Source organism: Labilibaculum sp. K2S (assembly GCF_030372765.1).
Lineage (GTDB): Bacteria > Bacteroidota > Bacteroidia > Bacteroidales > Marinifilaceae > Labilibaculum.
In genome coordinates, this window is sequence record NZ_JAUCMW010000002.1 from 551,355 (window position 1) to 576,220 (window position 24,866).

At 35.2% G+C, this 24,866-nt stretch carries 23 protein-coding genes and 2 tRNA genes; 15 read left to right on the forward strand and 10 right to left on the reverse strand.

Annotation, left to right across the window (positions count from 1 at the left end; genetic code table 11):
• Window positions 1–256: 256 nt before the first annotated feature.
• On the reverse strand, window positions 257–3,325 hold the full coding sequence (locus QUH73_RS05430) for a glycosyltransferase family 117 protein (RefSeq protein WP_289529441.1): 3,069 nt from the start codon (window positions 3,323–3,325) through the stop codon (window positions 257–259).
• Window positions 3,326–3,497: 172 nt separating this feature from the next.
• Between QUH73_RS05430 and QUH73_RS05435 the strand changes: the two genes are divergently transcribed.
• Window positions 3,498–3,568 (forward strand) — tRNA-Gln (locus QUH73_RS05435).
• 54 nt (window positions 3,569–3,622) lie between these two features.
• Here QUH73_RS05435 and QUH73_RS05440 read toward each other — a convergent pair.
• Window positions 3,623–3,994, reverse strand: a complete 372-nt coding sequence (locus QUH73_RS05440) for a hypothetical protein (RefSeq protein WP_289529442.1) — start codon at window positions 3,992–3,994, stop codon at window positions 3,623–3,625.
• Between the two features lie 156 nt (window positions 3,995–4,150).
• Here QUH73_RS05440 and QUH73_RS05445 point away from each other — a divergent pair.
• A tRNA-Gln gene (locus QUH73_RS05445) sits at window positions 4,151–4,221 on the forward strand.
• Window positions 4,222–4,252: 31 nt separating this feature from the next.
• Here the strand turns inward: QUH73_RS05445 and QUH73_RS05450 are convergent.
• Window positions 4,253–4,525, reverse strand: coding sequence for an acylphosphatase (locus tag QUH73_RS05450; protein WP_289529443.1), 273 nt, complete (start codon window positions 4,523–4,525; stop codon window positions 4,253–4,255).
• A gap of 321 nt (window positions 4,526–4,846) precedes the next feature.
• On the opposite strand from QUH73_RS05450, the gene QUH73_RS05455 reads away from it, so the two are divergent.
• The gene (locus tag QUH73_RS05455) at window positions 4,847–5,725 is read left to right on the forward strand and encodes a radical SAM protein (protein WP_289529444.1); all 879 of its coding nucleotides are present in this window, start codon (window positions 4,847–4,849) and stop codon (window positions 5,723–5,725) included.
• Window positions 5,726–5,823: 98 nt separating this feature from the next.
• Here the strand turns inward: QUH73_RS05455 and QUH73_RS05460 are convergent, their stop codons facing one another.
• The 3 genes from QUH73_RS05460 to QUH73_RS05470 form a co-directional block, all read right to left on the reverse strand.
• On the reverse strand, window positions 5,824–5,976 hold the full coding sequence (locus tag QUH73_RS05460) for a hypothetical protein (RefSeq protein WP_156195472.1): 153 nt from the start codon (window positions 5,974–5,976) through the stop codon (window positions 5,824–5,826).
• Window positions 5,977–6,137: 161 nt separating this feature from the next.
• Window positions 6,138–6,662 (reverse strand): hypothetical protein, encoded by a 525-nt coding sequence (locus QUH73_RS05465; RefSeq protein ID WP_289529445.1) that lies wholly within the window; start codon window positions 6,660–6,662, stop codon window positions 6,138–6,140.
• A gap of 55 nt (window positions 6,663–6,717) precedes the next feature.
• On the reverse strand, window positions 6,718–8,064 hold the full coding sequence (locus tag QUH73_RS05470; protein WP_289529446.1) for a deoxyguanosinetriphosphate triphosphohydrolase: 1,347 nt from the start codon (window positions 8,062–8,064) through the stop codon (window positions 6,718–6,720).
• A gap of 417 nt (window positions 8,065–8,481) precedes the next feature.
• On the opposite strand from QUH73_RS05470, the gene QUH73_RS05475 reads away from it, so the two are divergent.
• From QUH73_RS05475 to QUH73_RS05515, 9 genes are all read left to right on the forward strand, one after another.
• Window positions 8,482–9,198, forward strand: a complete 717-nt coding sequence (locus QUH73_RS05475) for an ABC transporter ATP-binding protein (protein ID WP_289529447.1) — start codon at window positions 8,482–8,484, stop codon at window positions 9,196–9,198.
• Window positions 9,199–9,234: 36 nt separating this feature from the next.
• Window positions 9,235–10,488: an ABC transporter permease gene (locus tag QUH73_RS05480; RefSeq protein WP_289529448.1), complete on the forward strand. Its 1,254-nt coding sequence runs from the start codon at window positions 9,235–9,237 to the stop codon at window positions 10,486–10,488.
• A gap of 47 nt (window positions 10,489–10,535) precedes the next feature.
• Complete coding sequence (locus QUH73_RS05485) at window positions 10,536–11,786, forward strand: ABC transporter permease (RefSeq protein ID WP_289529449.1); 1,251 nt, start codon at window positions 10,536–10,538, stop codon at window positions 11,784–11,786.
• A gap of 33 nt (window positions 11,787–11,819) precedes the next feature.
• On the forward strand, window positions 11,820–12,938 hold the full coding sequence (locus QUH73_RS05490) for an efflux RND transporter periplasmic adaptor subunit (protein WP_289529450.1): 1,119 nt from the start codon (window positions 11,820–11,822) through the stop codon (window positions 12,936–12,938).
• A gap of 109 nt (window positions 12,939–13,047) precedes the next feature.
• Window positions 13,048–14,409 carry a TolC family protein gene (locus tag QUH73_RS05495; RefSeq protein ID WP_289529451.1) on the forward strand — a complete coding sequence of 454 codons (1,362 nt, stop codon included), beginning with the start codon at window positions 13,048–13,050 and terminating at the stop codon, window positions 14,407–14,409.
• A 228-nt stretch (window positions 14,410–14,637) separates the two neighbouring features.
• A complete protein-coding gene (gene tsaB, locus QUH73_RS05500; RefSeq protein ID WP_289529452.1) occupies window positions 14,638–15,351 on the forward strand; it encodes a tRNA (adenosine(37)-N6)-threonylcarbamoyltransferase complex dimerization subunit type 1 TsaB in 714 nt (237 codons plus the stop codon).
• 18 nt (window positions 15,352–15,369) lie between these two features.
• Complete coding sequence (locus QUH73_RS05505; RefSeq protein ID WP_289529453.1) at window positions 15,370–16,137, forward strand: DUF3108 domain-containing protein; 768 nt, start codon at window positions 15,370–15,372, stop codon at window positions 16,135–16,137.
• A gap of 145 nt (window positions 16,138–16,282) precedes the next feature.
• Entirely contained in the window at window positions 16,283–16,852 is a 570-nt protein-coding gene (efp, locus tag QUH73_RS05510; RefSeq protein WP_101310267.1) for an elongation factor P, read from the forward strand.
• Between the two features lie 98 nt (window positions 16,853–16,950).
• Window positions 16,951–18,201: a GAF domain-containing SpoIIE family protein phosphatase gene (locus tag QUH73_RS05515; RefSeq protein ID WP_289529454.1), complete on the forward strand. Its 1,251-nt coding sequence runs from the start codon at window positions 16,951–16,953 to the stop codon at window positions 18,199–18,201.
• A 46-nt stretch (window positions 18,202–18,247) separates the two neighbouring features.
• Here QUH73_RS05515 and QUH73_RS05520 read toward each other — a convergent pair whose 3' ends face one another.
• From QUH73_RS05520 to QUH73_RS05535, 4 genes are all read right to left on the reverse strand, one after another.
• Window positions 18,248–18,694: a DUF4625 domain-containing protein gene (locus QUH73_RS05520; RefSeq protein ID WP_289529455.1), complete on the reverse strand. Its 447-nt coding sequence runs from the start codon at window positions 18,692–18,694 to the stop codon at window positions 18,248–18,250.
• Between the two features lie 61 nt (window positions 18,695–18,755).
• Window positions 18,756–20,048, reverse strand: coding sequence for a tyrosine--tRNA ligase (gene tyrS, locus QUH73_RS05525; RefSeq protein WP_289529456.1), 1,293 nt, complete (start codon window positions 20,046–20,048; stop codon window positions 18,756–18,758).
• A gap of 99 nt (window positions 20,049–20,147) precedes the next feature.
• A complete protein-coding gene (locus QUH73_RS05530) occupies window positions 20,148–21,176 on the reverse strand; it encodes a DUF3667 domain-containing protein (protein ID WP_289529457.1) in 1,029 nt (342 codons plus the stop codon).
• Window positions 21,176–21,718 (reverse strand): CvpA family protein, encoded by a 543-nt coding sequence (locus QUH73_RS05535; RefSeq protein ID WP_289529458.1) that lies wholly within the window; start codon window positions 21,716–21,718, stop codon window positions 21,176–21,178. Before QUH73_RS05535 ends, QUH73_RS05530 begins: the two co-directional genes overlap by 1 nt.
• Window positions 21,719–21,852: 134 nt before the next feature.
• Here QUH73_RS05535 and QUH73_RS05540 point away from each other — a divergent pair, with 134 nt between their 5' ends.
• The 3 genes from QUH73_RS05540 to QUH73_RS05550 all read left to right on the forward strand — a co-directional run bounded on the left by QUH73_RS05540 (window position 21,853) and on the right by QUH73_RS05550 (window position 24,854).
• The gene (locus QUH73_RS05540) at window positions 21,853–23,364 is read left to right on the forward strand and encodes a GH3 auxin-responsive promoter family protein (RefSeq protein ID WP_289529459.1); all 1,512 of its coding nucleotides are present in this window, start codon (window positions 21,853–21,855) and stop codon (window positions 23,362–23,364) included.
• A gap of 6 nt (window positions 23,365–23,370) precedes the next feature.
• Window positions 23,371–24,141, forward strand: coding sequence for a hypothetical protein (locus QUH73_RS05545; RefSeq protein WP_289529460.1), 771 nt, complete (start codon window positions 23,371–23,373; stop codon window positions 24,139–24,141).
• Window positions 24,142–24,239: 98 nt separating this feature from the next.
• Window positions 24,240–24,854, forward strand: coding sequence for a deoxynucleoside kinase (locus QUH73_RS05550; RefSeq protein ID WP_289529461.1), 615 nt, complete (start codon window positions 24,240–24,242; stop codon window positions 24,852–24,854).
• Window positions 24,855–24,866: the final 12 nt, after the last annotated feature.

The window sequence follows — 24,866 nt, forward strand, 5'->3', positions numbered from 1 at the left end:
TAAAGGTTAGATTTTATGGTACAGATAGCGAAGTTACCACTTTTGGCAAAAAGAATTGATTTGTATTATGTGAAAAAACCTTAACAGACTTTCGATATTTCAAGATCAATATAGTCATCAATATTCTTTTTTACAGATGAACGCTTTGCATAAGTTTGTAGAAAGATGAATTACTTTGATTTAGGAAATCAAAAAACGACATAAAAAATGGCTGTCTTTACATGAAGACAGCCATTTAAAGTATATTATAAATCTTTTACTCTCCTGCAGCAGACTTAAAAAGCAGTTCGAATTTTAATTGCAAATCTTCCCTCAACTTAGTTTGCTCACCCATATCAGCTAAACCTAAAAGCATTTGCACAACCCGCACTTCACGCTCCTGTTCTGATCTAAAAGCATTGGCATGCTGAGCATCCAAACTTAAGAAGTAATTCATTTTATCGTATGATTGTTGTGCCACTTCCAACAGTAAAGCATTTGCTTTATCTACTGCATTTGCTCTGTAATACTCCTGAATGAATCCAATCAGTGTATTATCAACCGGTATTTTATTGGTTGGCAGTTCTTCCATGCATCTATCCAAAACATCAATGGCTTTTTCTTTCTTTCCTTCGTCATTTAAAGCACTGGCCAAACGGCTGTAATTCGCTCTGAACGACATGATATTCACTGTCAAAATATGAAATTGATCAACATATACGTCCGGATCTTTTATCCCGCCAAAAGTGAATTTATTCATGTAATTATCATACAATAATTCAGTATTCACATGGCCAATACCATTTCGCTCCGGTTTTGTCTCAATTGGAACCAAACGATAAGCAGCACCTTCCAACTGAAAATATTTCTCTAAGCCAAGAAAGCTCTCAGTCCCCATTCCTACAGAAAAGTAAACAGGGCGTTCCCAATTGTTATTTGCAATGATATCATAAACCATGATGTCATTTTTATACAAATAACTTCTCTTAATCTTCCACTCTAACTTGTCTACAATTAAATGAGCATCTTCGGGCTGAACAGTACCATTTGCAAGCACCTTAGCCGAATCAACAGGAATATAAACATCTCTGCCAGGGAAATAATTAAGCTTTTTACACGATTGAGTTTCTACTTTTGCAGCATCCTTATCGCTTCCTACGAATTTTATCATCTCACTCAAAAGCTCTTGTCCTTTTAATCGCTCTACAACAGGAACCTGATCGCGAATACCTGGTTCCACTTTATCCGCAGTAAGCGACATAGGGATCAGATCGGAATCGTAGGCTTTTCGTCTCATCTGATTGATGTACCAATCACCGGCAAGTAAACTCAAATTTACAATCCGGATATCTCTTCGAATCCCTTCCACTTCCTGCGCATACCAAAGCGGGAAGGTATCGTTATCGCCATAGGTAAATAAAATAGCATCAGGCGCACAAGAATTTAGATAATCTTTTGCATAGGCCAAAGTAGCATATCTTCCCGAACGATCGTGGTCATCGAAATTCTGCTGAGCCAATAATCCAGGAACGGCAATTAAACAAACAGCAGTAACTGCTCCTGCAGTAACAACAGATGGTCCTTTTTTACTCAACCATTGATACAAACCCATTACCCCAAAACCTATCCAAATGGCAAATGCGTAGAATGAACCCGCATATGCATAATCACGTTCACGTGGTTGATAAGGTGATTGATTCAGGTAAACAACAATTGCCAAACCTGTAAAAATAAAAAGCAACATCACCACAAAGAAATCCTGTTTGCCTTTTTTGCTCGATTTATAATGATAGAACAAACCTATTAAACCAAGTATAAACGGTAAAAAGAAATAAGTATTTCTTGATTTCTTATTTGCCATTTCAGGATATAACTTATCCTGATTTCCAATTTTCATTTCATCAATAAAAGGAATCCCCGAAATCCAGTTTCCATTCAGGATATCGCCATGTCCCTGAATATCGTTCTGGCGGCCTACAAAATTCCACATGAAATACCGCCAATACATGTGATTCACCTGATAGGTCAAGAAAAACCGAAGATTTGACCCAAAACTTGGCTTATAAAGAGTCTCATCGCCAACCTGAATTGGATTGTTCTTTTTTACATCTCCCCAGTATTCATATTCATGAACATGATTTGCCCGGGAACTATACATTCTTGGGAATAAGGTATTGAAACGGGAATCGAATTTATATTCCTGTTTGTGTGATGCAATAACGTACTTATCCTTATTATTTTTATCCTTCTTTTGAATGTAAACAGGACTGGTTTCAATCAGATCAACTGCAGGAGCATTGTAATACTCTCCATACACAAGAGGTCTGTCTCCGTATTGCTCCCGATTCAAATAGGAAAGCAAAGCAAATACGTTATCCGGATTATTTTCATCCATTGGTGGATTAGCCGAAGAGCGAATCACGATCATGGCAAAAGAAGAATAGCCAATCATGATCACCACAAAAGCTGTTACGATCGTATTCAAAACCACCATTCCACGTTTAATGGAAAAGTTAATCAACCAAACAACAAGTGCAATAAGTGTTGCCCCATAAAACATCACACCAGTGTTGTACGGCAAACCAAATTGATTTACAAAAAGCAACTCGAACCACGATGCAATTGTAATTACTCCGGGAATAACCCCATACATAACAACACCCAAAATAAGAACCGAAAGTAAAAATGCTCCTATTATTCCATTTCGGGTAGGCGTATATTTTTTAAAATAGTAAACAAATATAATTGCAGGAATAGCCAAAAGATTCAGCAGGTGAACACCGATCGACAATCCCATTAAATACGCAATTAAAATAATCCATCGGTTTGCATACTTCTCATCCGCAACATTTTCCCATTTTAAAATTGCCCAAAAAACAACCGCCGTAAACAGTGATGACAGAGCATATACTTCCCCTTCAACTGCCGAAAACCAAAATGTATCAGAAAAAGTGTAAGCAAGCGCTCCAACCATTCCGGTTCCCATTACGGCAATTAAATTTCCTTTTGAGATTTCACCATTGGTTATCACTAACTTTTTGGCAAGATGTGTAATGGTCCAAAACAAAAACAGGATTGTGAAAGCCGATGCTAAAGCCGACATAGAATTCACCAATAAGGCTACCTGAGCGGAACCGGGAGCAAAAAGAGAGAAAAAACGCGCCATAATCATGAACAAAGGTGCTCCTGGCGGATGTCCAACCTCTAATCCGTAGGCGGTAGTAATAAATTCTCCACAATCCCACAAACTGGCTGTAGGCTCCATAGTAAACAAGTAGGTAAGTGCAGCAATGACGAAAGCCATCCAGCCTAACACATTATTAACCACATTGTAATTAGATTTCATCTTGTGTGTATTTTTTGTTTATTATATTCGATATGCAGGATAATATTTTGAACGAAAATAGTCAATTTTAACAGTTCCCCCGAATTCTGTTTGAAAATTTTACACTTTTTGTTTGAGCAAATAAAAAAAGTATTACATTTGCAGAGTTCTTTGCAAAAAGGACGATTATGATTGACCCGTGGTGTAATGGTAACACACCTGGTTTTGGTCCAGGCATTTAAGGTTCGAGTCCTTACGGGTCAACAATAAAAAAGCTTCGAAATATTTCGAAGCTTTTTTTTATTTTATCCTTTATGTTTATTTCTCAACAATCCTCTCAAACTTAAAGCTACCCGAAATTCCCTGATCATCTAAACTATCTCCCTCAATTGTTGTCTCATTAATCAACATGCCATCCCAGGAATCCAATTCGTAACGAATATCAAAATCAGAGTGAATAACATCATACTCGATTGCCTTTAGCTGAATTCGATTTAAATTGATCTCACCTTCCAATTTTTCTTGAATCATGAACGTCTCCTCATCTTCTGCATTTTCAGAAAAAATGATTTTACCACTCAATTTTCTCCCGTTTTGAGTCAATAAAAGCTCTCCTTTAGCACTTCCATAACCGTAATCTTCCTCATAAATCCACTTTCCTGTTAATGATTCTATTTTTTTTTGCTCCATCTTTTCTACCCTTTCAAATTGACAATCAGAATAATTACAAATATATAACAACAACAACGAATAAAAGTCTGCAATATTTTTGCATTTTTTGGTTTTGCCTAACAAATATTTCTACTATATTTGCACCGTCTTAGTCAGAAATGACTGAACGGGAATTGACCCGTGGTGTAATGGTAACACACCTGGTTTTGGTCCAGGCATTTAAGGTTCGAGTCCTTACGGGTCAACACAAGCTTCTGATTTTATCAGAAGCTTTTTTTATTTTATGACAAAATCCGTAAAATCCTGATCCGGCAAATTACTAATAAAAACATCCTTCACTTTGGCCCAATCAGATCCCTTTCTACACCACTCACAAAACAATTCAACGCCCAAATTTGTCCCAACAACTTCTGCATAAACTGTTCCATCCGGCTGATTTAGCACAAACCCCTTAACACCAAAACGCTTTGCTGCCTCTTTGGCATGATACCTAAATCCAACATTCTGTACCCTACCCGACACTCGTATGCATACAGACTTCCCTTCCATTTTGTTGCATTTTTAATGCAAGATAGGAAAATATGTAATGATGAATTAAGAATTATAAATGAGTAATTAAAAATTAACACCCTTTCCCATAAGTATCTTTCAGGTATTCTTGCGATAAACTCTATTCTTGATCCTTGCATCTTGATAAAAGCGCTCCTCTGTCGGCATCTCCCCTGGAAAGGGACAATTTCAAATTTTAAGATATAAGTCAACCTGAAGTTTACCTCTTTAAACTTTTCACTTGGTACTTGCCCCTTGAATCTTTTTCCTTTCTCCTTGCATCCTTGTTTCTTTTTCATTGAATCTTGATACTTTTGCCACATGATTAATTATCACGAACCTTTATTTCGACCACCCAGTGAGGCTTTCTCTCTGATTTTGCAGGTTACCTTAGGCTGTGCCTGGAACAAATGTGCCTTTTGCGAAATGTACAGCAGTAAAAACTTCACTTTACGCAAGGATGAAGATGTTTTTGCTGAAATTGATTCCTTATCGGCTCAAGCCAATAACATCCGCAAAGTTTTTTTAGCTGACGGCAATGCGATGGTTCTTTCATTCGATAAAATGAGCCGATTATTGGATAAGCTTAAAAGTGCTTTTTCCCGCTTAACCCGAGTGTCGGCCTATGCCATTGCGAAAGATATTGAAGCAAAAACTGATGAAGAGCTGCGGATTTTGGCTGAAAAAGGGCTGAAATTACTATACGTAGGCATAGAATCGGGAGATAATGAGCTTTTAAAGGCAATTAACAAGGGAGAAAATTTTGAAAGCACGAGTCATGCCCTGCAGCGGGCCCGAAAAGCTGGCATTAAACTTTCGGTGATGATACTAAATGGTTTGGGTGGTAAAAAGTATTCTCGGCAACATGCCCTTAACTCAGCCAAAGTAGTGAACGAAATTCAACCCGAATTTCTCTCTACCTTAGTTCTCAGTCACCCTTACGGAGAAGATCATTTCATAAAAAAATTCAATGGTGACTTTATTCCTCTCAATACCATCGAACTTATAGCCGAAATGAAAGTTTTTATCGAAAACCTGGAATTAAGTCAGTCTATTTTTCGAAGCGATCATGCTTCTAATTATTTGATTCTGCGCGGAAACTTCCCCCGCGACAAGCAAGAAATGCTGAATCGTATTAATGGTGTTTTGGACGATCCGGCCAACGCACAGTTGAGACCGGAATGGATGAGGGGATTGTAATTTTTCAAATCCCCCGTTAAATCTGCTGTTAAAATGGTAAGAAGCAAGAAATTCCAATCTAAAATCCTGCGGAATAAATTACAAACAAAAATTTCCGATTATTTTATCACCATATAATTCTTCTTATTCTGCAATCTGCCCCAGTCTTTAGTATTCATCGACTGAATCATTTTTGTAGTTAAATCAACCACAACAAAATCCTCATCTCTTGAGAAAGAGAACAATTCTTTAATCATTCTTAAAATCTTCATAATCCAAGTATTATTATTTTTCTGGTAACATAAAAATAAGCGGATTAAAGGACAAAATCAAGACGATTTGGTACGATTTAATAATTACGTAATATGGGTTTCTAAAAACGTATTTTCAGTTCACACCTGCGTAATGTGAAATTACAATATGGCTTGTTTTACTAATCTTTAAACTCTACAGTATCAAAAAAAAGATTCTTTTTATCAACTAAAAATTGCTTCATTCTTGATGGTCCTCCAATAGCAATCTGATAAATAAACTTACCTCGAAAGAAAAATCGTTTGTAGTAGGTATACTCATGCTCACCAACCAATTGTGTATAAACAATTTCCTTCCCTAACATTTTCTGATACGCTACGGAGTTTTCCGAAATTAGAATCGCATTTCCGGTTACCAGACTCCCCTCTTTCATTTCCTGATAATATTCCGAGGGATCAGAATAAGTAAAATCCAAACCTACCTCTGAAAAATCGGAAGCTACAACTCCAAAAACCGTTGCCGCATCTTTATAACTAAAAACCTCTATTTTTAGTCCATTCAGCTCCTTATCCTGAACAATCGGATTTTCGGGCAATTCAAAGCTAATCTTTGATTTTTCCGATCCGGACTTTACCCAATCACTTTGCGCGGATACGGCAGGTGCCAACAAAATAAGCAACACTATTAAAGAATATATTTTTCTCATTTGATACATTTTAAAGTCAATTTTAGAATTCCATTTTCGCAATTAAGTTCATCCATTAATTAATACCTGGTAGTTCTATTCCCTTTATGGTTCTGTACAAATCCAAAGCAAAAACATCTGTCATTCCTGAAATAAAATCAAGAACAGACATAATTTTCTCGTAGTCAGATTCGCCGCTCAAATTATACTGCTCAGGAATTAATGACAGAAGGTTCCTGGAATAAAAATTTTCGGGTTCCAAAACGGCAGAAACAAACTCATTGAGCAGAGTTCCTAAAATCTTATACCCAGCCAGTTCTATCTCTACAACCGAACGATGACGATAGATTCGTGAAACAGCAACCTGAGTGCACTTTTTATAGGCAAACAGCGAAATTTCATTGATCTCTTTAATTAAGCTTGATTGAAATTTACCTTCCATTATTAACTCATAATGATCGACAAACACACCTACACATTCCGAAATCAATTTCCCAATAACTCCTGCCCGTATGTATGCAATTTGCTCATTAATATCGGTAACCTCCTTACTGGTTTCATCAATTCGGTTCAGAATAGTTTTATCCTTATCGGGATGATAAAAACTCAACAACAAATCCTTGGTTTCTTCCGTGCTTAGTATCTTCAACTTATGAGCATCTTCAATATCCATAATTTGATAACAAATATCATCAGCTGCCTCCACTAAATAAACCAATGGAAAACGGGCAAATATTCCTGATGACAGTTCAGGAATACCCAGCTCTTGGGCAATTACAATATAATCTGCCTTTTCGGCTTGAAAAAAGCCATATTTTTTTTTCTTTACAACCTCAATCTTGTTACTTTCCCAGGGATATTTAACGATAGATGCAATACTCGAGTAAGTTAATGCAAAACCACCCTTTCGTCTTCCGTGAAATGCATGGGTTAACAATCGAAGCGCATTCGCATTTCCTTCAAAGTTGGTCAAATCACACCACTCATCCTGAGTAAATCTATCTTGCAAGTCTTTCCCTTTCCCATCCGAAAAGAAATGAGATAATGCTTTCTCGCCCGAATGCCCAAATGGAGGATTGCCCAAATCATGAGCCAAACAAGCTCCGGCAACAATACTTCCAATTTCTTTAATTAAATGAGAATCATCGACCAAATCAAGCTGAATAAGCTTGTCGGCAAGTGCATTCCCCAGTGATCGTCCTACGCTGGAAACCTCAAGACTATGAGTTAAGCGGTTGTGCACAAAAATACTTCCGGGTAACGGAAATACCTGTGTTTTATTCTGTAAGCGACGAAAAGGAGATGAAAATATTAATCGATCATAATCGCGCTGAAATTGAGATCTGATATCTTTCTGCTGAACAGAAGAAAATTGGTCTTCCTGACCAAACCTTTTTGCTGATAGTAAGCTATTCCACTTCATTTTTTCCATTTATAGAACCTAAAATTACACTAAGTATTTGGCTTTGCACTTATCCCTTCGTATTTATTCACATTTATTAAGATAACGCACACGAAATTACTCCCATAATACCAAACCCAACGTACGTTATCGTACACTCAATGTAATATAAGTGGACACAAAACACAAAATTTCACAAACCATTTCACATGCAAAACACTAAATGCCAACACAATTAGTCCTGTGGCACACCAATTGATAAATTAACACTAATTTGGGGTGAATATTTTTTTTGTTATTTTATCGATTAAAACAAGACATTATCAGTTATAATTGCTGGTTTGTCGATAGGTAAACATGTTTGTCTAATTTTGTTTGCAATAAAATGTAATAACATTAATATTGTATACAGATTTATTTTTAATACCAATAGCTATTATGATTCGATTACAAAACATTCACAAATCGTATATTACCGGTACTAATAAACTTCACGTTTTAAAAGGAATTGATTTGCATATAAAAGAAGGCGAATTAGTTTCCATAATGGGATCGTCCGGGTCAGGTAAATCTACGCTTCTTAATATACTTGGTCTTTTAGACAATCATGATGAAGGAGTATACATTTTGAATAATCAAGAAATAAAATCCATGAGCGAAACAAAAGCTGCTAAGCTTCGAAACAATCTACTGGGTTTTGTATTCCAGTCTTTTAACCTGATCTCATTTAAAAACGCCATGGAAAATGTCGCTCTTCCATTATATTACCAAAAGGTTGCCCGAAAAAAGAGAAATAAAATGGCCTTAGACTATCTTGACAAAATGGGATTGAAAGACTGGGCAGAACATATGCCAAATGAACTTTCTGGTGGCCAAAAACAGAGAGTTGCCATAGCCCGGTCAATGATCACACAACCAAAGATTATTTTAGCCGATGAACCTACTGGGGCATTAGATTCAAAAACATCTATTGAAGTAATGGATCTCCTAAAAGAAATCAATCAATCTGGAATTACCGTAATCATCGTAACACATGAGAACGATATCGCCCATATGACAGATCGGATTATTAATCTAAAAGATGGTCGAATTGAATCTATTATTGAGAATAATAAAATCAATAGTAAGGAAACTATCAGAGTTCCTCAAGAATAACCACACTATCTAAACCTAAACGCCTAGAATAAAGCTATGTTCGACAGAGATAAATGGCAAGAAATATTTAGTACCATTAGTAAAAATAAAACCAGAACCGTTCTAACCGGTTTCTCGGTGGCAACAGGAATTTTCATGTTGATTTTTCTTTTGGGTGCGGGACGAGGTCTTAGAAATGGAATGACTTCAGTTTTTGCACAAGATGCAACCAACAGTATGCAAATATATGGTGGAAGAACAACCAAAGCATACAAAGGAACTCCCGAAGGAAAACGAATTCAAATGGTTAATGCGGATTATCTTGATCTTGGCAGATCCATTGATAAATTGGATGTCATTTCAGCAATGTCCTACATTCCCGGAGCAGAAACCATATCATACAAAAATAATTACGGCAACTTTAATGTATCCCCCGTTCACGACACATACAAAGAGATTAAAAACTTTGATATGCTTGAAGGTCGATTCCTAAACAAAAAAGACATTAAAGAAAACCGAAAAGTTGTTGCGATACAGGATGTTGTTAAAGAAGTTCTCTTCCCAAAAGAAACAGCAATCAACAAACTAATCACAATCAACAACATCAAATTTAAAGTAGTTGGAGTTTTTAATCAACCAAGTTTCGATGATAATTCCAGAGAAATTTACATTCCAATTACCGTTGCTCAAAAAATATTCAACAACAACGATTACCTTCGTAGAATTTCATTCACCTTGCAGGATATTTCTGTTGAAGAAAGTAAAAAGGTTGAACAATTCATCACCTACCAAATGGCGGCACGTCATGGATTTAGCCGTGAAGATAAAAATGCTCTTTGGATTCAAAATAACATTGAAAACTCTCAACAATTTAGTTCTCTATTTAGTGCAATTGAAATGTTTGTATGGATTATTGGAATTTTCACCATTTTATTAGGTGTAATCGGTGTTTTCAATATCATGATGATTGTTGTTAAGGAGAGAACCAAGGAAATCGGAATTAGAAAAGCAATTGGTGCTTCTCCAAGCTCAGTAGTTGGACTGATATTAATGGAGGCCATATTTATAACTGCAGCCTCTGGTTACGTTGGCTTGATTACCGGAGTCGGATTACTGGAGGTAATCAACAAATTTGATCTTATTTACAAAATATATCCGCCCGCAGCAATCTACTTTTTAAATCCACAGGTTGATTTGGGGATAGCTATAGGTGCAACCATTGTATTAATAGTTACTGGAGCTTTAGCTGGATTTTTTCCAGCAAGAAAAGCGGCGTCAATTCGACCAATTGAAGCTTTAAGAGACGAATAGTACAATTTAAAAGGAGTAATTAATCAGACTTATAAAACGATCAGCGAATGTTCGATTTGGATAAATGGCAGGAGATTACAACTGCACTAAAAAAGAATAAGTTAAGAACCATTCTTACCGGTCTCGGAGTAATGTTCGGAATCTTAATTCTGGTAACACTGCTTGGTATAGGCAGAGGTTTTCAAAATAATATTCAATCATCGTTGGGTAACTTTGCGACCAATTCAACGGTTTTTTGGGTAGAAAGAACAACCAAACCTTACAAAGGATTGCCTCGAAACAGATTCTACCAGTTCACAAATGAAGATTTGGTTGCTATTAAACAATCTGTTCCTGAATTAAAAAATATTGCTCCCGAAATCAATGGTTGGAGTGGCAATGCAACGAATAACACCTTTCGAAAAGATAAAAAAGGAAATTTCAGAATAAAAGGAACCTCTCCTGAGATGAACATGGTAAATCCCGTAGATATAACGGCAGGAAGATTTATTAATGAAAATGACTTAAGAGAAAATAGAAAAGTTATTACTATCGGTCCGAGAGTAAAGGAACTGATGTTTGATAAAGATGAAGATCCAATTGGCCAATACCTTAAGGTGAATGGAATCTATTTGAAAATTGTAGGAACCATTAAGCCATTAAGCCAAAACATGGGTAATCGTGATGATATTATTCAATTGCCTTACACCACTCTTCAGAGAATGTATAACAGAGGGGACAAATTCTATTCCTTCCTAGCTACTGCCAAAGTAGGTGAGTCGGTTGAAGAACTTCAGAACAGTATTTTTGATATCTTGGCACGAAGACACTCCATTCATCCTGATGACAAACAGGCAATAGGAAACTTTAATATAGCAAAACTGTTCAATAAAATATTTGGACTCTTTAACAGCATTGGGTTTCTATTTTGGGTGATCGGCTTTGGAGTTCTTCTTACAGGTATTATTGGGGTTAGCAATATTATGCACGTGGTGGTAAAAGAAAGAACCAAAGAATTAGGTATTAAACGTGCCATTGGAGCCAGTCCGCGTGAAGTCGTTGGTCAAATCATTAACGAATCAGTTTTCTTAACCACCTTTGCGGGATTCTGGGGACTGGTTTTGGGTGTACTAATTGTAGAAGGAATTGGTAAAATGACCGAGGGAAGTCCTAATCCGCAAATTTTAAACCCTTATGTTGATATTAATGTTGCATTTATAGCACTCGGTGTTTTAGTTTTTTTTGGCGTTTTGGCTGGATTGCTTCCAGCACAAAGAGCCATCAGAATTAAACCCGTTGATGCATTGAGATACGAGTAAAAAATAGTTCATAATCCGAAAATAATACTAGTCATGAAAAAAGTTTTTAGAATTGTATTGGTTGTCTTTTTTATCCTTCTTTTCATAGGAACCATTGGATTCCTATATCAAAAATCACAAGATAAACCAGTGATTTACAACACAAAATCACCTGAAATAACAGATATTATTAAAAAGACGGTTGCAACCGGATCTGTTGTTCCAAGAAAAGAAATCGCAATTAAACCTCAGGGAGTTTCCGGAATTATTGAAACTTTATATGTTGAAGCTGGTGATATGCTTAAAAAAGGCGATCCTATTGCCAAAATAAAGATCATTCCTGATATGATTAATTTGAATAGCGCTGAATCGAGAGTAAAAGTAGCCCAAATTAATTACGAGGATAAAGAAATTAACTACAACCGTGATAAGGCTTTGTTTGACAAAAAAGTTATTTCAGAATCTGATTTCCAAAAGACACAATTATCTTTCCGAAATTCTACAGAAGAGTTACAATCAGCAAAAGATAATCTGCAGTTAATTAAAGAAGGTGTAACTAAAAGTTCTGCAAAAGCTACAAATACCATAATTCGTTCAACAATTGAAGGAATGATTCTGGATATCCCGGTAAAAGAAGGAAATTCAGTAATTCAAAGCAATACTTTTAATGATGGAACCACGGTTGCCATTGTCGCTGACATGGGCGAAATGATTTTTCAAGGTAAAGTTGATGAAACCGAAGTTGGAAAAATTGTTCAGGGAATGAATCTGGAATTAACCATTGGAGCTATTGAAGATGTGAAATTTGATGCTCATTTGGAATACATTTCGCCAAAAGGGATAGAAGAAAATGGCGCCATCCAATTCGAAATAAAAGCCTCTGTTAAGCTTAGGAAAGATTTTTTTATTCGCTCGGGATACAGTGCCAATGCTGAAATTGTTCTTGACAAAAGAGAAAAAGTATTGGCTGTAAACGAAAGTCTTTTAGAGTTTAAAAATGATTCAACTTTTGTAGAAATAGAAACTTCTGAACAAAAATTCGAAAAGAGGTTTATTAAAACTGGCCTTTCTGATGGTATCAACATTGAAGTTTTAGAAGGCATCACAAAAGACGATAAGCTTAAAGGAGAAAAAAGAAAAAAAATTGAAGAAATAAAAGAAAAGAAAAACTAGAAAAAATTTCCATTGCAGTGGAAAATTTTAATAAGCATCTTTAATTTATCCTTATTAAATTAATGACGGAAGAACTAGTTTTTGTCGGATCAAAAAAATACATACACACATGAAAAAAATATTATTACTTGTCCTTGTTTTTGCCTTTTCTTTTTCTGGTATTTATGCTCAGGAATTATGGAATTTGGAAAAATGCATAACGCATGCAAAGGAACATAACATCAACCTTAAGCTACAAAAACTGGATGCTGATATTCAGGCAAACAATACCAGGCAATCAAAATTGGATCTTTTACCAGACTTAAATGGCAATACGGGATACAACTTTAACTACGGACGTTCACTAAGCGCTGAAAATACGTATGTAAACGAAAACAGTCAAACAGGTTCTCTTGGTATTTCGTCCAGAGTAACTTTATTTAGTGGCTTTCAGAAGTGGAATTCAGTAAAACAAAACGAGTTGGATCTTAAAGCCAATTTGCAAGATGTAGAAAAAGCAAAAGAAGATTTGGCGCTGAATATCACATCCTACTATTTAGATATTTTATTTAAAAAAGAACTTCTTCAGGTAGCACACGAACAATTAAAAGTTACTGAGCTTCAAATAAAAAGAACCGAAGTATTAGTGGAAGCAGGAACTCTGCCAAAGGGAACCTTAATGGAACAAAAGGCTCAGGCTGCACGCGAAGATCTTGCTGTAGTTAACGCACAAAATGCTCTTGATATCGCTTTGCTTGATTTGGCTCAGTTATTGGACTTAGAAGACACAAAAAGTTTTGATATCCAGACACCAGAACTCCCTGTTTTAAATGCAACCAGATCAATGGCTGATCCTGAATCTGTTTTCATTAATGCTCTGACTTTCCGACCAGAGATGAAAGCTGCGCAATACCGTTTGGAAAGTTCTGAGAAAGGTTTGATTATTGCCAAAGGCCAACGTACCCCAACTCTATCAATGTCAGGATCATGGAATTCAGGTTATCGCAGAAACCAACCCGAATATGGCATTGCTTCGAACGGAAGTCCGATAATGATCAGAAAAGAAATGAAGTTGAATGATCAACTAAGATTATTTGAATCTAAAAGCTTTGGATTCAATTTAAGCATTCCTATTTTTAATGGTGGAATCGTTAATCGAAATATCAGCAATGCAAAAGTAAATATTGATCGTTCCAGATTGAATATGGAGAACTCTAAAAACGTTTTACGCAAAGATATTCAACAGGCACATGCCAATGCAAAGGCTGCAATGAAAAAGTTTTTCTCTAGTGAAACTGCAGTTTCTTCAACCGAAGAAGCCTTCCGTTACACCGAAGAAAAATTCAACCTAGGCTTGGTAAATTCTGTGGATTACAATCAGGAAAAAAACAACCTTTTCAAATCTAAATCAGATTTACTGCAAGCGAAATACGAATACATATTCCGCACCAAAATTCTTGACTTCTATAATGGCATCGAAATAAATTTATAATCAAGTTTCAAGTTCAAAAAAGCTCTCAGTCCATTTCGGGTTGAGAGTTTTTTTTATCAGGTAAGTGTTTCCTTCTAATTATTTGTCTTAGTAATAGAATGGTGCTTAAAAAGTATATTTTTTTTCATTTTAATGAATTCGGATAGTACACTGGTCATATATTTGAACTGTTATCGTTCACAATTAGTATTTTATCCTTTATTTTGCATTGATTTTAAATTTTATCAAATGGCATTACTATTACATATAGAGACATCAACAGCGGTTTGTTCTGTTGCATTAGGGAAAGATGGTGATTTACTCGCTCTTAAGGAAACGAAAGAAGGAATGAAACACGCAACTCACCTAACCATTTTTATTCAAAACATTTTAAAGGAGAGTAATTTAACTCCAACCGATTTAGACGGTGTTGTTATTAGTATGGGCCCCGGTTCTTATACAGGCTTACGTATTGGTGTATCAACAGCCAAAGGGATTTGTTACGGAGCTAACCTGCCTCTAATTTCAATAAATACTTTACAGGCAATGACAAATCCATTGCTTAAGAATAAGGATATACCTTCTCTATTGACTAATCCTGAAAAAGCCTATTACTGTCCGATGATTGATGCCAGAAGAATGGAAGTTTACACTGCCTTTTTTAATTGCAAAAATGAATTGGTTGGAGATATCTCTGCTGATATTATTGATGAAAGCTCCTACTCGAAAGAGCTATCGGAAAGAGAAATTATATTCTTCGGTGATGGTTCTTCCAAGTGCAAAGAAGTGATTAAAAATAAAAATGGCATCTTTCTTGATAATGTAACACCATCGGCGATAGGAATGATTGAACTTGCTGAAATAAAATTTCAAAATCAAGAATTTGAAGATGTAGCCTATTTTGAGCCCTTTTATTTGAAAGATTTTGTTGCTACTACTCCTAAAAAGAATATCTTTAATTAAGAACCAACAATAATTCATATGCATAAATTATCTCTTAGCATTCTTCTAATTTTTCTAAGCCATACACTTTTATTGGCCGATTTTCCTGTTAAGGATACTGAAAAAGGGGAAAATCTAAGATATGTTATACATTATGGAATTATTCGAGGAGGAAAAGCAAGCCTAAAAATCAGAAGTGAAAAAATAGATGGCAAAGATCTGTATCATGCAACTCTTACAGGGAAAACCATCGGATTATTCAATTCGCTGTATAAAGTAAAAGATACTTACGAAAGCTTTATTAATCCTGAAACTTTATTACCAGTAAAAGCAATTAGAGATATTCGCGAAGGAAATTACAAAAGGTATACTGAAATCGTTTTTGACCGGGAAAAGAATGAAGTGAACTCTACACGTTCCGGAATTCATAAGGTACCGGAAGGAATACATGATATTTTATCGGCTTTTTACTTTGCAAGAGCCAATCATTTCAATTCAAATCTAAAAGTTGGAGAAGTAGTGAAAATTCAAACTCACTTCTCTGATGAATTGTTTCTTCTTCAATTCCGATTCATGGGATATGAAACAATTAACAGCAAAATTGGAGATGTAAACTGTTATAAGTTCATACCAATTGTAGCAACAGGTAGAGCATTTAAAGATGAAGATGATATGACTATTTGGATATCTGCCGATGCAAACCGAATTCCGGTTCGCGTACAATTCGATCTTTTTATCGGTTCTTTGCGTTGCGATTTGATTAATTTTTCAGATTTCTCCTATGACTCCCTCTTGGATAACGACTAATTTTTTGCCATTTCCAAGGTATCTATTTCAAACAAAGCCTTATAATATTTCAGAATATTAATTGTTTACCCTATTTTTGCAAAACTCAAAAGAAAACGAAATTTTTCTTTTCTTAGAAATGATTATTAAAAATTAATATTATATCATGGCATCTACTACAGATTTTAAAAATGGAATGTGTATCCACTATAAAGGAGATTTATATACCATTGTTCAATTCCAACACGTAAAACCAGGTAAAGGTCCTGCCTTTGTTAGAACAAAACTTAAAAATGTTAAAACAGGTAAGGTTATTGATAATACGTTTAACTCTGGTGTTAAAATTGACATCGCCCGTATCGAAAGACGCCCTCATCAATTCCTTTATAAAGATGATATGGGATATAATTTGATGCATACGGAAACATATGAGCAAATTGTTTTACCTGAAGAATTGTTTAATGCCGCTGACCTTTTAAAAGAAGGTGAAATGGTTGAGGCTGTTTTTCATGCAGATACAGAAACTCCATTGTATGTTGATCTTCCTGCTCATGTTGTAATGGAAGTTACTTATACCGAACCAGGTTTACGGGGTGATAGTTCATCTACCTCATCGCTAAAAGCGGCAACTGTTGAAAGTGGTGCTACCATAATGGTTCCCTTATTTATTAACACAGGCGATTTAATTAAAATTGACACACGTGACCACTCTTATTCGGAGCGTGTAAAAGCATAGTTTTATATAAACTCATCATCAAAAAAGGATTCTTTATGGAATCCTTTTTTTTTTTCATATTTCCGATTGGCTGATGATTTGATATTTCTTAAATTAGCATGGAACATAAATCTCCTATCGTGATCAAGCAACAATCTGTCAACAGCAAATTTAAGCTCAATTTAATCCTTAAAATTACTCAAGCGATTAATGAAAACTTATCAATTGATGAGCTTTTGCAACAGTATAAGCATATTTTATTTAATGATCTTAAGATTGGGAAAATTGCGGTTTACAAATTTAGTTCCCGCTGGGAAAAATTATTGGTGTCCGGCATTTCAAAAGAATGCATTGATAAGATCAAAATTGGAAAGCACCTAAGCAGTATTTCTGAAATTACCTATATCTCACGTGATTTACCCGAAGTGTTCTGGTCTTTTGATTTTATTATTCCGGTCATCCACAAAAATTCAGTACTTGCATACATCCTAATTGGTGATATCGATGAAGAAATGGAAGGAATGAGCCCGGCAATCAAACACCTTAGCTTTATACAAACCATTTCCAACATTATTATTGTCGCAATGGAGAACAAGCGACTCTACAAACAATTATTGATTCAGGAAGCTTTTAAAAAGGAAATGGAATTGGCTTCAAAAATCCAAAACCTTCTCATTCCCAATCAGAGCTCCCTACCGCAAAATCAATATATTTCTACCTGTGGATATTATCAGCCACACTATGAAATTGGCGGCGATTATTATGATTTTATCAACTTTAACGATCAGGAATTGGGATTTTGTATTGGTGATGTTTCAGGAAAAGGAATTCCTGCAGCCTTAATCATGTCTAATTTTCAGGCTACATTACGGGCGCTTTTCAGGCCGGAAATACCCCTTGATGAACTCATGGTTCAATTGAACCAAAAAGTGTGCGACAGCTCAAGCAGCGAGAAATTCCTGACCTTTTTTATTGGAATTTACAATTACACCACAAGAAAACTAAAATATGTAAATGCAAGCCATCACCCTCCACTGCTTTATAATTTTGAAAAAGGAGAAACTACCTTACTAAAAAAAGGATGTATTGGTTTGGGTATGCTCGATGAAATCCCAGCCATATCAATTGGAGAAATTACGATTAATGAGCATTCAAAGCTACTTTGCTATACCGATGGGTTAATAGAACTGGAAAGAGATGACCAAATGGAAGTAGGAGTTCAATTCCTAACCAAAACGTTCGCAACACAAAAAAATATCTCAGATACCTTTAAAGATCTGATACAGCACATTGACATTGGAAAAAAGAATAAGGCTGTAATAGACGATATCTCATTGTTCGGCATCGAGTTTAAAACTACACAAATGTAAAAAGGATCGGCTAATGCCGATCCTTTTCTATTTGAATAAGATTTTCTTATTGTATTTCGAAAGCGATATCTTTTGAGATTGATTTTCCCGCAGTATCTTTAACTGTTACAGAAAACTTATAAGCTCCAGGCTTAGCATTATCAGGAGTTGCAATATTAAAGCTAATTACTTTTGAAGCTCCGGAAATAGCAGGTACTGAATTTCCAGCGGCGTCAGTATCCGAAAGACTATTAAAACTAAACTCTTCAACAGTTTTTACAGATTTAACTCCAGTATACGACACCGTTACAGTATAAGATGCTAACGCAACATTATCGGCAGCAGTAAAATTAACACTTAAATTTTCACCAGCTGTAACTATTGTACTTGTTGTTGGGCTAGCAATCGTAACCGTAGGAGCAACTGTATCTTCTTTGTCATCGCCACCGCTACCACCACAACTCATCATACCTATTGAGAAAAGAACGATAAGGGTATACTTTAAGAATTTCATATAGCTTGATTTAAATTTGTGATTTAGTTTTATCTAATAAAAATAGTTGATAGCTGGCAAACTAGCAAGCAACTACAAGGAAATAATTCTTTTTCCCCTTTTGAACCAAAAAATATTTATCTGCAATTAAATGTTCTTTTGTAATTAGCATCTCCGGATTATCTACTTTTTCCTTATTAATACTTATTGCATTGCCTTTAAAAAGTCTTCTTAGTTCTCCTTTCGATGGAAATACATCTGTTTTAACAGCCAATAATTCCAAAATATCAATACCATTATCAAATTCAGATTTGCTAACAGTAAACTGAGGTACTCCTTCAAAAACAGATAAGAATGTCTCTTCATCCAATTTTTTCAATACATCAGCAGTCGCTTTTCCAAATAAAATTTGAGATGCTTCAACAGCTGTATTGTAATCTTCTTCAGAGTGAATCATAATAGTCACCTCTTTAGCCAATCGTTGCTGCAATTTTCTCATATGAGGAGCTTCCTGATGTTCTTCTATCAAAGCAAAAATTTCTTCTTTCGAAAGAAGCGTGAAAATTTTAAGGTATTTCGCCGCATCTTCATCAGAGGTATTCAACCAAAACTGGTAGAATTTATAAGGAGAAGTACGTTTAGGGTCTAACCAAATATTTCCTGATTCTGTTTTTCCAAACTTTCCACCATCTGCTTTTGTAATCAGCGGACAAGTTATCGCAAAAGCAGTACCGCTTTCTTTTCGGCGAATTAATTCGGTTCCTGTAGTAATATTTCCCCATTGATCGGAACCACCCATTTGCAGTTTGCAGTTCTTAGTTCGGTAAAGTTCCAGAAAATCAGTTCCCTGCACCAATTGATATGTAAATTCGGTAAAAGACATTCCTGATTTAGAATCAGCACTTAATCTTTTCTTTACAGAGTCCTTACTCATCATGTAATTTACAGTAAGATGCTTACCAATATCACGAATAAAATCAAGAAAGGTGAAATCCTTCATCCAATCGTAATTATTCACCATTTCGGCAGCATTTACGGCATCTGAATCGAAATCCATGAACTTTGAAAGTTGCGCACGCAAACAATCCTGATTGTGACGAAGAGTTTTTTCATCCAACAAATTTCTTTCCTGAGATTTTCCTGAAGGATCTCCGATCATACCGGTTGCTCCACCTACCAATACAATTGGCTTGTGTCCTGATACCTGAAAATGTTTTAACATCATTACACCTACAAGGTGTCCGATGTGCAAAGAATCTGCCGTAGGATCAATTCCGACATAAGCTGATGTTAATTCTTTTGCAAGTTGTTCTTCTATTCCAGGCATCATATCATGAATCATGCCCCGCCACTTGAGTTCCTCAATAAAATTCATTTGTTCTGTATTTAATTTCCTGATAGGAATCTAATTATCAATTTTCTATTTGAATGGCAAAGATAAGAATTTTACCATTTTATTATCGTGTAATTTTTTCTATTCAACGACTAATGATATTAAGCTGTATAAAATCCCCGATACCAGTAAAATATTATAGATAAAAGAAAGCATAAAGAATTTCACAATTGTTTTAATCCAGGATTGCTGATAATAAAATTTCAAGGCCAGAAAAAGTTGTATGGGAATCAATAAATAAAGATAAAAAGCAAATTGATGAACAAATTCTAATTTGGTCATTATCAACAACTCACTAACAATTACAATCACAAAAATAAAAGAGTGAAAATTAAGTGATATTAATAAATGTTCCAACAAATAATTCTTTCGTCGGATGTAAAACAAAGCCAAAAACAAGGCAAATACAGGAAGTATAATCAGCAAGGTTTGTGATAATTTTTTATAGACATTATCCATCATCAAGGTGGGATTTAACTTCCACATGTCAATCACACGTTTTACATCTGAATTTCCGAACTTATTCTTCTTCCCTCCCTTTTCGCCAAAAGTAATTGATTGTGCCGTTTGCGCAGTATCCTGACTAATATTAAAGTTGAACAATCCTTTTTTTAATTTTGAATTGGTTAAAGAGTCTGATTCCAAGCTATCTATCTGGCTTTTATTTTCATCAACCATATCCTCGAAATAGGATAATACATCAACATCTTTTCCTTCCTCTGTTGTAAAAGTTAAGTTCTTTTCTGCCATAGTTTCGGGCCTATGGTTGTAGGAAAGGAGTAAAAATGCAAAAAAAGTAAGAAATAGATACAATCGAAAAGGTGGCGTATATCTGGCTCTTTTCCCTCTCATAAACTCTTTGGTAAGATAACCTGGCCGAACAAACAGAGGCACTATCGTATGAAGAAATTTATTATCAAGCGATAGAGCATCTCCAAGCGATTCGGATAAGACACTAAAAAAAGGCCTGTGAAAATCTTTTACCGACTGACCACAATTAGAACAAAAACTGCCATTAACCGGATGTTCGCAATTGGCACAAAACCCCTCAAAATGAAAAACTTTCCGCTTGGGAAGTTTTTGGATGTACTTCTTTATCGTTTCTTTCATTAGGCTTCAAGAGGAAGTTCTTTTTTCACTTTTTCCTTAATCTTATCTTTTGTATCGCTAAAATCTGAATTAAACAATTCAAACATCGTTTCCGAAACAATTGTCATTGGCTTGTATAAGTAGCTTTCATTCTTTTTTTCATCTGAAATAAATTCAAATTTTCGATCTAAATAATCAACAAAATAAACAACAATACCAATGATTATAATCCCCTTCATCAGGCCAAATACCAGACCTAAAATTCGATTAAACATTCCTAAAGCAATTGCTTCAATAAAAGAATTGAGTAACTTGCCTATAATGTTCACAATAATTACGATGACAACAAATGTGATTCCAAATGAAATGTATCCCATATATTCAGAGTCGTAATTAAAACGATCCCTTATAAATTGCGCCGTAAAATCGGAGAAATGAATGGCGCCATAAATCCCTAATAATAAAGCAATAAGAGTCGCCACTTCAAAAATAAAACCATTCTTAAAACCTTTAACCATTACCCATAGTAATGGAATACCAATCAATATATCAATTATACTCATTTGTGATGCATTTCTAATTTGACAATGATCACCAAATATAACTAAAAACAGACATAACCTGAGCATAATATTTGGATAAGAGACAATACCTCAATTAAAATTTCTTTATATTTAAATCAGTAAACAATTCAAATATGGCTTTAATAAATTCTCTTGTTAGTTGGTTTAATACAAACAGACTCTCTCAGATCGATTTTTTTAAAAATCATCCGATTGAAACTCAGAAAGAAACTCTTACGCAATTAATCGAACAAGCTTCGAATACTGAGTGGGGAAAAAAGTATGACTTTAAAAATATTCGCACACCTTCTGAATTTAAAGACAGATTACCAGTTCAAACCTATGAAGATATTGAACTTCAAATCAATAGACTTAGGAATGGTGAGCAAAATATTTTTTGGCCTTCCGAAATAAAATGGTTTGCCAAATCATCAGGCACAACCAATTCTAAGAGTAAATTTATTCCGGTAAGTAAGGAAGCTCTCGAAGATTGTCACTTTAGAGGTGGTAAAGATATTCTAGCCATTTACACATCGCTTTATCCCGAAACAGGAATTTTTAAAGGAAAAGGATTAACTCTTGGAGGAAGTCATCAGATCAACAACATCAACAATGACTCCTACTACGGTGATTTGTCGGCTATTTTAATTCAAAACCTCCCCTTTTGGGCTGATTTTATACGAACGCCCGATACCTCTATTGTTTTAATGGATGAGTGGGAAGAAAAACTGAATAAAATGACAGAAGCAACATTGAACGAGAATGTCACCAGCTTATCTGGTGTACCTTCCTGGTTTCTGGTTCTGTTAAAACACATTTTAAATGCTTCAGGCAAAAGCAACATTCACGAAATATGGCCTAATCTTGAGCTTTTTGTTCATGGCGGTGTTAGTTTCGACCCTTACCGTGAGCAATTTAAAGAATTATTGCCATCGCAAAATATGAACTACCTGGAGACCTATAACGCCTCCGAAGGTTTTTTCGGAATTCAGGATAATCCTTTGGATGACTCAATGCTTTTGATGTTGGATTACGGTATTTATTATGAATTTATTCCTGTTGAAAATTCTGAAAATGATCATCCAAAAGCCGTTAGTTTGGAAGATGTTAACCTTCATACAAACTACGCAATCGTTATTACAACCAATGGAGGTTTGTGGCGTTATCAAATTGGAGATACCATTCGGTTTACATCAAAAGCCCCATTTAAATTTAAGATTTCAGGCAGAACCAAACTATTCATTAATGCCTTTGGTGAGGAATTAATTATTGACAATGCTGAAAAAGCAATTCAAGCAGCCTGTGCCAAAACCAATTCAATCATAAAAGAGTATACAGCGGCTCCTGTATTTATGGCTTCAGATCAAAAAGGGGCTCACCAATGGTTAATTGAATTTGAAAAAGCACCTGGCAATATTGACGAATTTAACTTCATATTAGACAATGCACTAATGAATGTAAATTCTGATTATGAGGCCAAAAGATACAAAAACATCACCCTTGAAAAGCCACACATTACTATTGCTAAATCTGGTTTATTTTATGGGTGGCTGAAAGAAAAAGGGAAATTGGGCGGTCAAAATAAAGTGCCCCGACTTTCAAACAATCGTGATTTAATTGAGGAACTACTTCAAAAAAACAACTAATCGTTCATGCTGCAATTCCTTCTTTGTCTCTTTCTTGTGTTTCCATCTCAAAATAATGTTCAGATCAATCAGGTTCATGATTTTATTTCGGTTGATCACCTCGGAAATATATTTGTTGTAAATAAGTCCGAACTAATTGAATTCAATTCGAAGGGCGAGAAATTGGCTGTTTTCTCTAATTCCATGCTTGGTTCTATCTGCCATATTGATGTATCGAACCCACTTCGAATACTGCTTTTTTACAATGATTTTAATCAAATATTATTTCTGGACCGTAATCTGGCAGAAATTGGCAGCGAAATTGACTTATTTGAATTTTCGGATAACGAAACCGAATTGGTTTGCTCCTCTGCAAATGGTGGGTTTTGGATTTATAATTCAAATGACAATCAGGCAATTCGTATTTCGGATATTGGCAATATAATAAATCAAAGCATCTTAATGAACTCTTTTTATCAGGATTGTATTCCTGATAAAATGCTGGAATACAATAACGATTTGTACCTGCTTTATCCGGAAATGGGAATTTTGAATTTAGACAGGAACGGTCAATTCAAGAAAAAAATTCCACTTCCTGGAATCAAAAATTTTCACATCTCCCAAAACACTCTCCTATACACTACAGAATCGAGTATTTATTCTTTTCAGCCAATGGCTAAAGAAGACAAATTGATTTACAAATTAGAAGATTCCCAAGAAGGCGAACTTATTATCCGAAATAACAATTTGTACATCTCTAATAAAAAATCAATATCAATAAAAATAGTAACACTCTGATTAAAAACAATCTGCATTTTATTGACGGTTTACCCAATTGAATTCCTGATAAATATTCTTAATTTTAGTTGCCTTTTTTACACAAAGTAAACATAAATATGCACATTGCAGTTGCAGGAAATATTGGAGCTGGTAAAACTACACTAGCAGGATTATTAGCCAAACACTACGGATGGGAAGCTCATTTCGAAGATGTTGATGAAAATCCATATTTAAATGATTTTTACGATGACATGAAAAGATGGTCATTCGCCTTACAAATTCATTTTTTGAACAGTCGTTTCAATCAGGTTTTGGCCTTGCGTAAATCAGGACAAGACATCATTCAGGACAGAACCATTTACGAAGATGCATATATATTTGCTCCCAATCTGGAATCAATGAGTTTAATGCCAAAAAGAGATTTTGACAACTATCTGTCTCTTTTCAATATCATGAGCTCTTTAATTCAACCGCCGGACTTGCTTATTTATTTACGTGCAAGCATTCCGACGCTGGTAAGTCATATTCAGGAGCGTGGCCGCAATTATGAGGAAACCATTCGCTTAGACTATCTGAAGCGTTTAAATGAGCGCTATGAGGCATGGATATCGGGCTATGCAAATGGCAAACTACTGATTATTGATGTGGACAACATTAATTTTCTGAAAAACCCTAAAGACTTAAGTGAAGTAATCAACAAAATTGATGCTCAGCTGAACGGACTCTTTTAAAAAGGAGCTGTG

What these genes read in the sequence shown, in the direction of transcription:
- QUH73_RS05430 (WP_289529441.1), bottom strand. Translation starts at nt 3,325, where the DNA reads ATGAAATCTAATTACAATGTGGTTAATAATGTGTTAGGCTGGATGGCT.
- QUH73_RS05440 (WP_289529442.1), bottom strand. Translation starts at nt 3,994, where the DNA reads ATGGAGCAAAAAAAAATAGAATCATTAACAGGAAAGTGGATTTATGAG.
- QUH73_RS05450 (WP_289529443.1), bottom strand. Translation starts at nt 4,525, where the DNA reads ATGGAAGGGAAGTCTGTATGCATACGAGTGTCGGGTAGGGTACAGAAT.
- QUH73_RS05455 (WP_289529444.1), top strand. Translation starts at nt 4,847, where the DNA reads ATGATTAATTATCACGAACCTTTATTTCGACCACCCAGTGAGGCTTTC.
- QUH73_RS05460 (WP_156195472.1), bottom strand. Translation starts at nt 5,976, where the DNA reads ATGAAGATTTTAAGAATGATTAAAGAATTGTTCTCTTTCTCAAGAGAT.
- QUH73_RS05465 (WP_289529445.1), bottom strand. Translation starts at nt 6,662, where the DNA reads ATGAGAAAAATATATTCTTTAATAGTGTTGCTTATTTTGTTGGCACCT.
- QUH73_RS05470 (WP_289529446.1), bottom strand. Translation starts at nt 8,064, where the DNA reads ATGAAGTGGAATAGCTTACTATCAGCAAAAAGGTTTGGTCAGGAAGAC.
- QUH73_RS05475 (WP_289529447.1), top strand. Translation starts at nt 8,482, where the DNA reads ATGATTCGATTACAAAACATTCACAAATCGTATATTACCGGTACTAAT.
- QUH73_RS05480 (WP_289529448.1), top strand. Translation starts at nt 9,235, where the DNA reads ATGTTCGACAGAGATAAATGGCAAGAAATATTTAGTACCATTAGTAAA.
- QUH73_RS05485 (WP_289529449.1), top strand. Translation starts at nt 10,536, where the DNA reads ATGTTCGATTTGGATAAATGGCAGGAGATTACAACTGCACTAAAAAAG.
- QUH73_RS05490 (WP_289529450.1), top strand. Translation starts at nt 11,820, where the DNA reads ATGAAAAAAGTTTTTAGAATTGTATTGGTTGTCTTTTTTATCCTTCTT.
- QUH73_RS05495 (WP_289529451.1), top strand. Translation starts at nt 13,048, where the DNA reads ATGAAAAAAATATTATTACTTGTCCTTGTTTTTGCCTTTTCTTTTTCT.
- tsaB (WP_289529452.1), top strand. Translation starts at nt 14,638, where the DNA reads ATGGCATTACTATTACATATAGAGACATCAACAGCGGTTTGTTCTGTT.
- QUH73_RS05505 (WP_289529453.1), top strand. Translation starts at nt 15,370, where the DNA reads ATGCATAAATTATCTCTTAGCATTCTTCTAATTTTTCTAAGCCATACA.
- efp (WP_101310267.1), top strand. Translation starts at nt 16,283, where the DNA reads ATGGCATCTACTACAGATTTTAAAAATGGAATGTGTATCCACTATAAA.
- QUH73_RS05515 (WP_289529454.1), top strand. Translation starts at nt 16,951, where the DNA reads ATGGAACATAAATCTCCTATCGTGATCAAGCAACAATCTGTCAACAGC.
- QUH73_RS05520 (WP_289529455.1), bottom strand. Translation starts at nt 18,694, where the DNA reads ATGAAATTCTTAAAGTATACCCTTATCGTTCTTTTCTCAATAGGTATG.
- tyrS (WP_289529456.1), bottom strand. Translation starts at nt 20,048, where the DNA reads ATGAATTTTATTGAGGAACTCAAGTGGCGGGGCATGATTCATGATATG.
- QUH73_RS05530 (WP_289529457.1), bottom strand. Translation starts at nt 21,176, where the DNA reads ATGAAAGAAACGATAAAGAAGTACATCCAAAAACTTCCCAAGCGGAAA.
- QUH73_RS05535 (WP_289529458.1), bottom strand. Translation starts at nt 21,718, where the DNA reads ATGAGTATAATTGATATATTGATTGGTATTCCATTACTATGGGTAATG.
- QUH73_RS05540 (WP_289529459.1), top strand. Translation starts at nt 21,853, where the DNA reads ATGGCTTTAATAAATTCTCTTGTTAGTTGGTTTAATACAAACAGACTC.
- QUH73_RS05545 (WP_289529460.1), top strand. Translation starts at nt 23,371, where the DNA reads ATGCTGCAATTCCTTCTTTGTCTCTTTCTTGTGTTTCCATCTCAAAAT.
- QUH73_RS05550 (WP_289529461.1), top strand. Translation starts at nt 24,240, where the DNA reads ATGCACATTGCAGTTGCAGGAAATATTGGAGCTGGTAAAACTACACTA.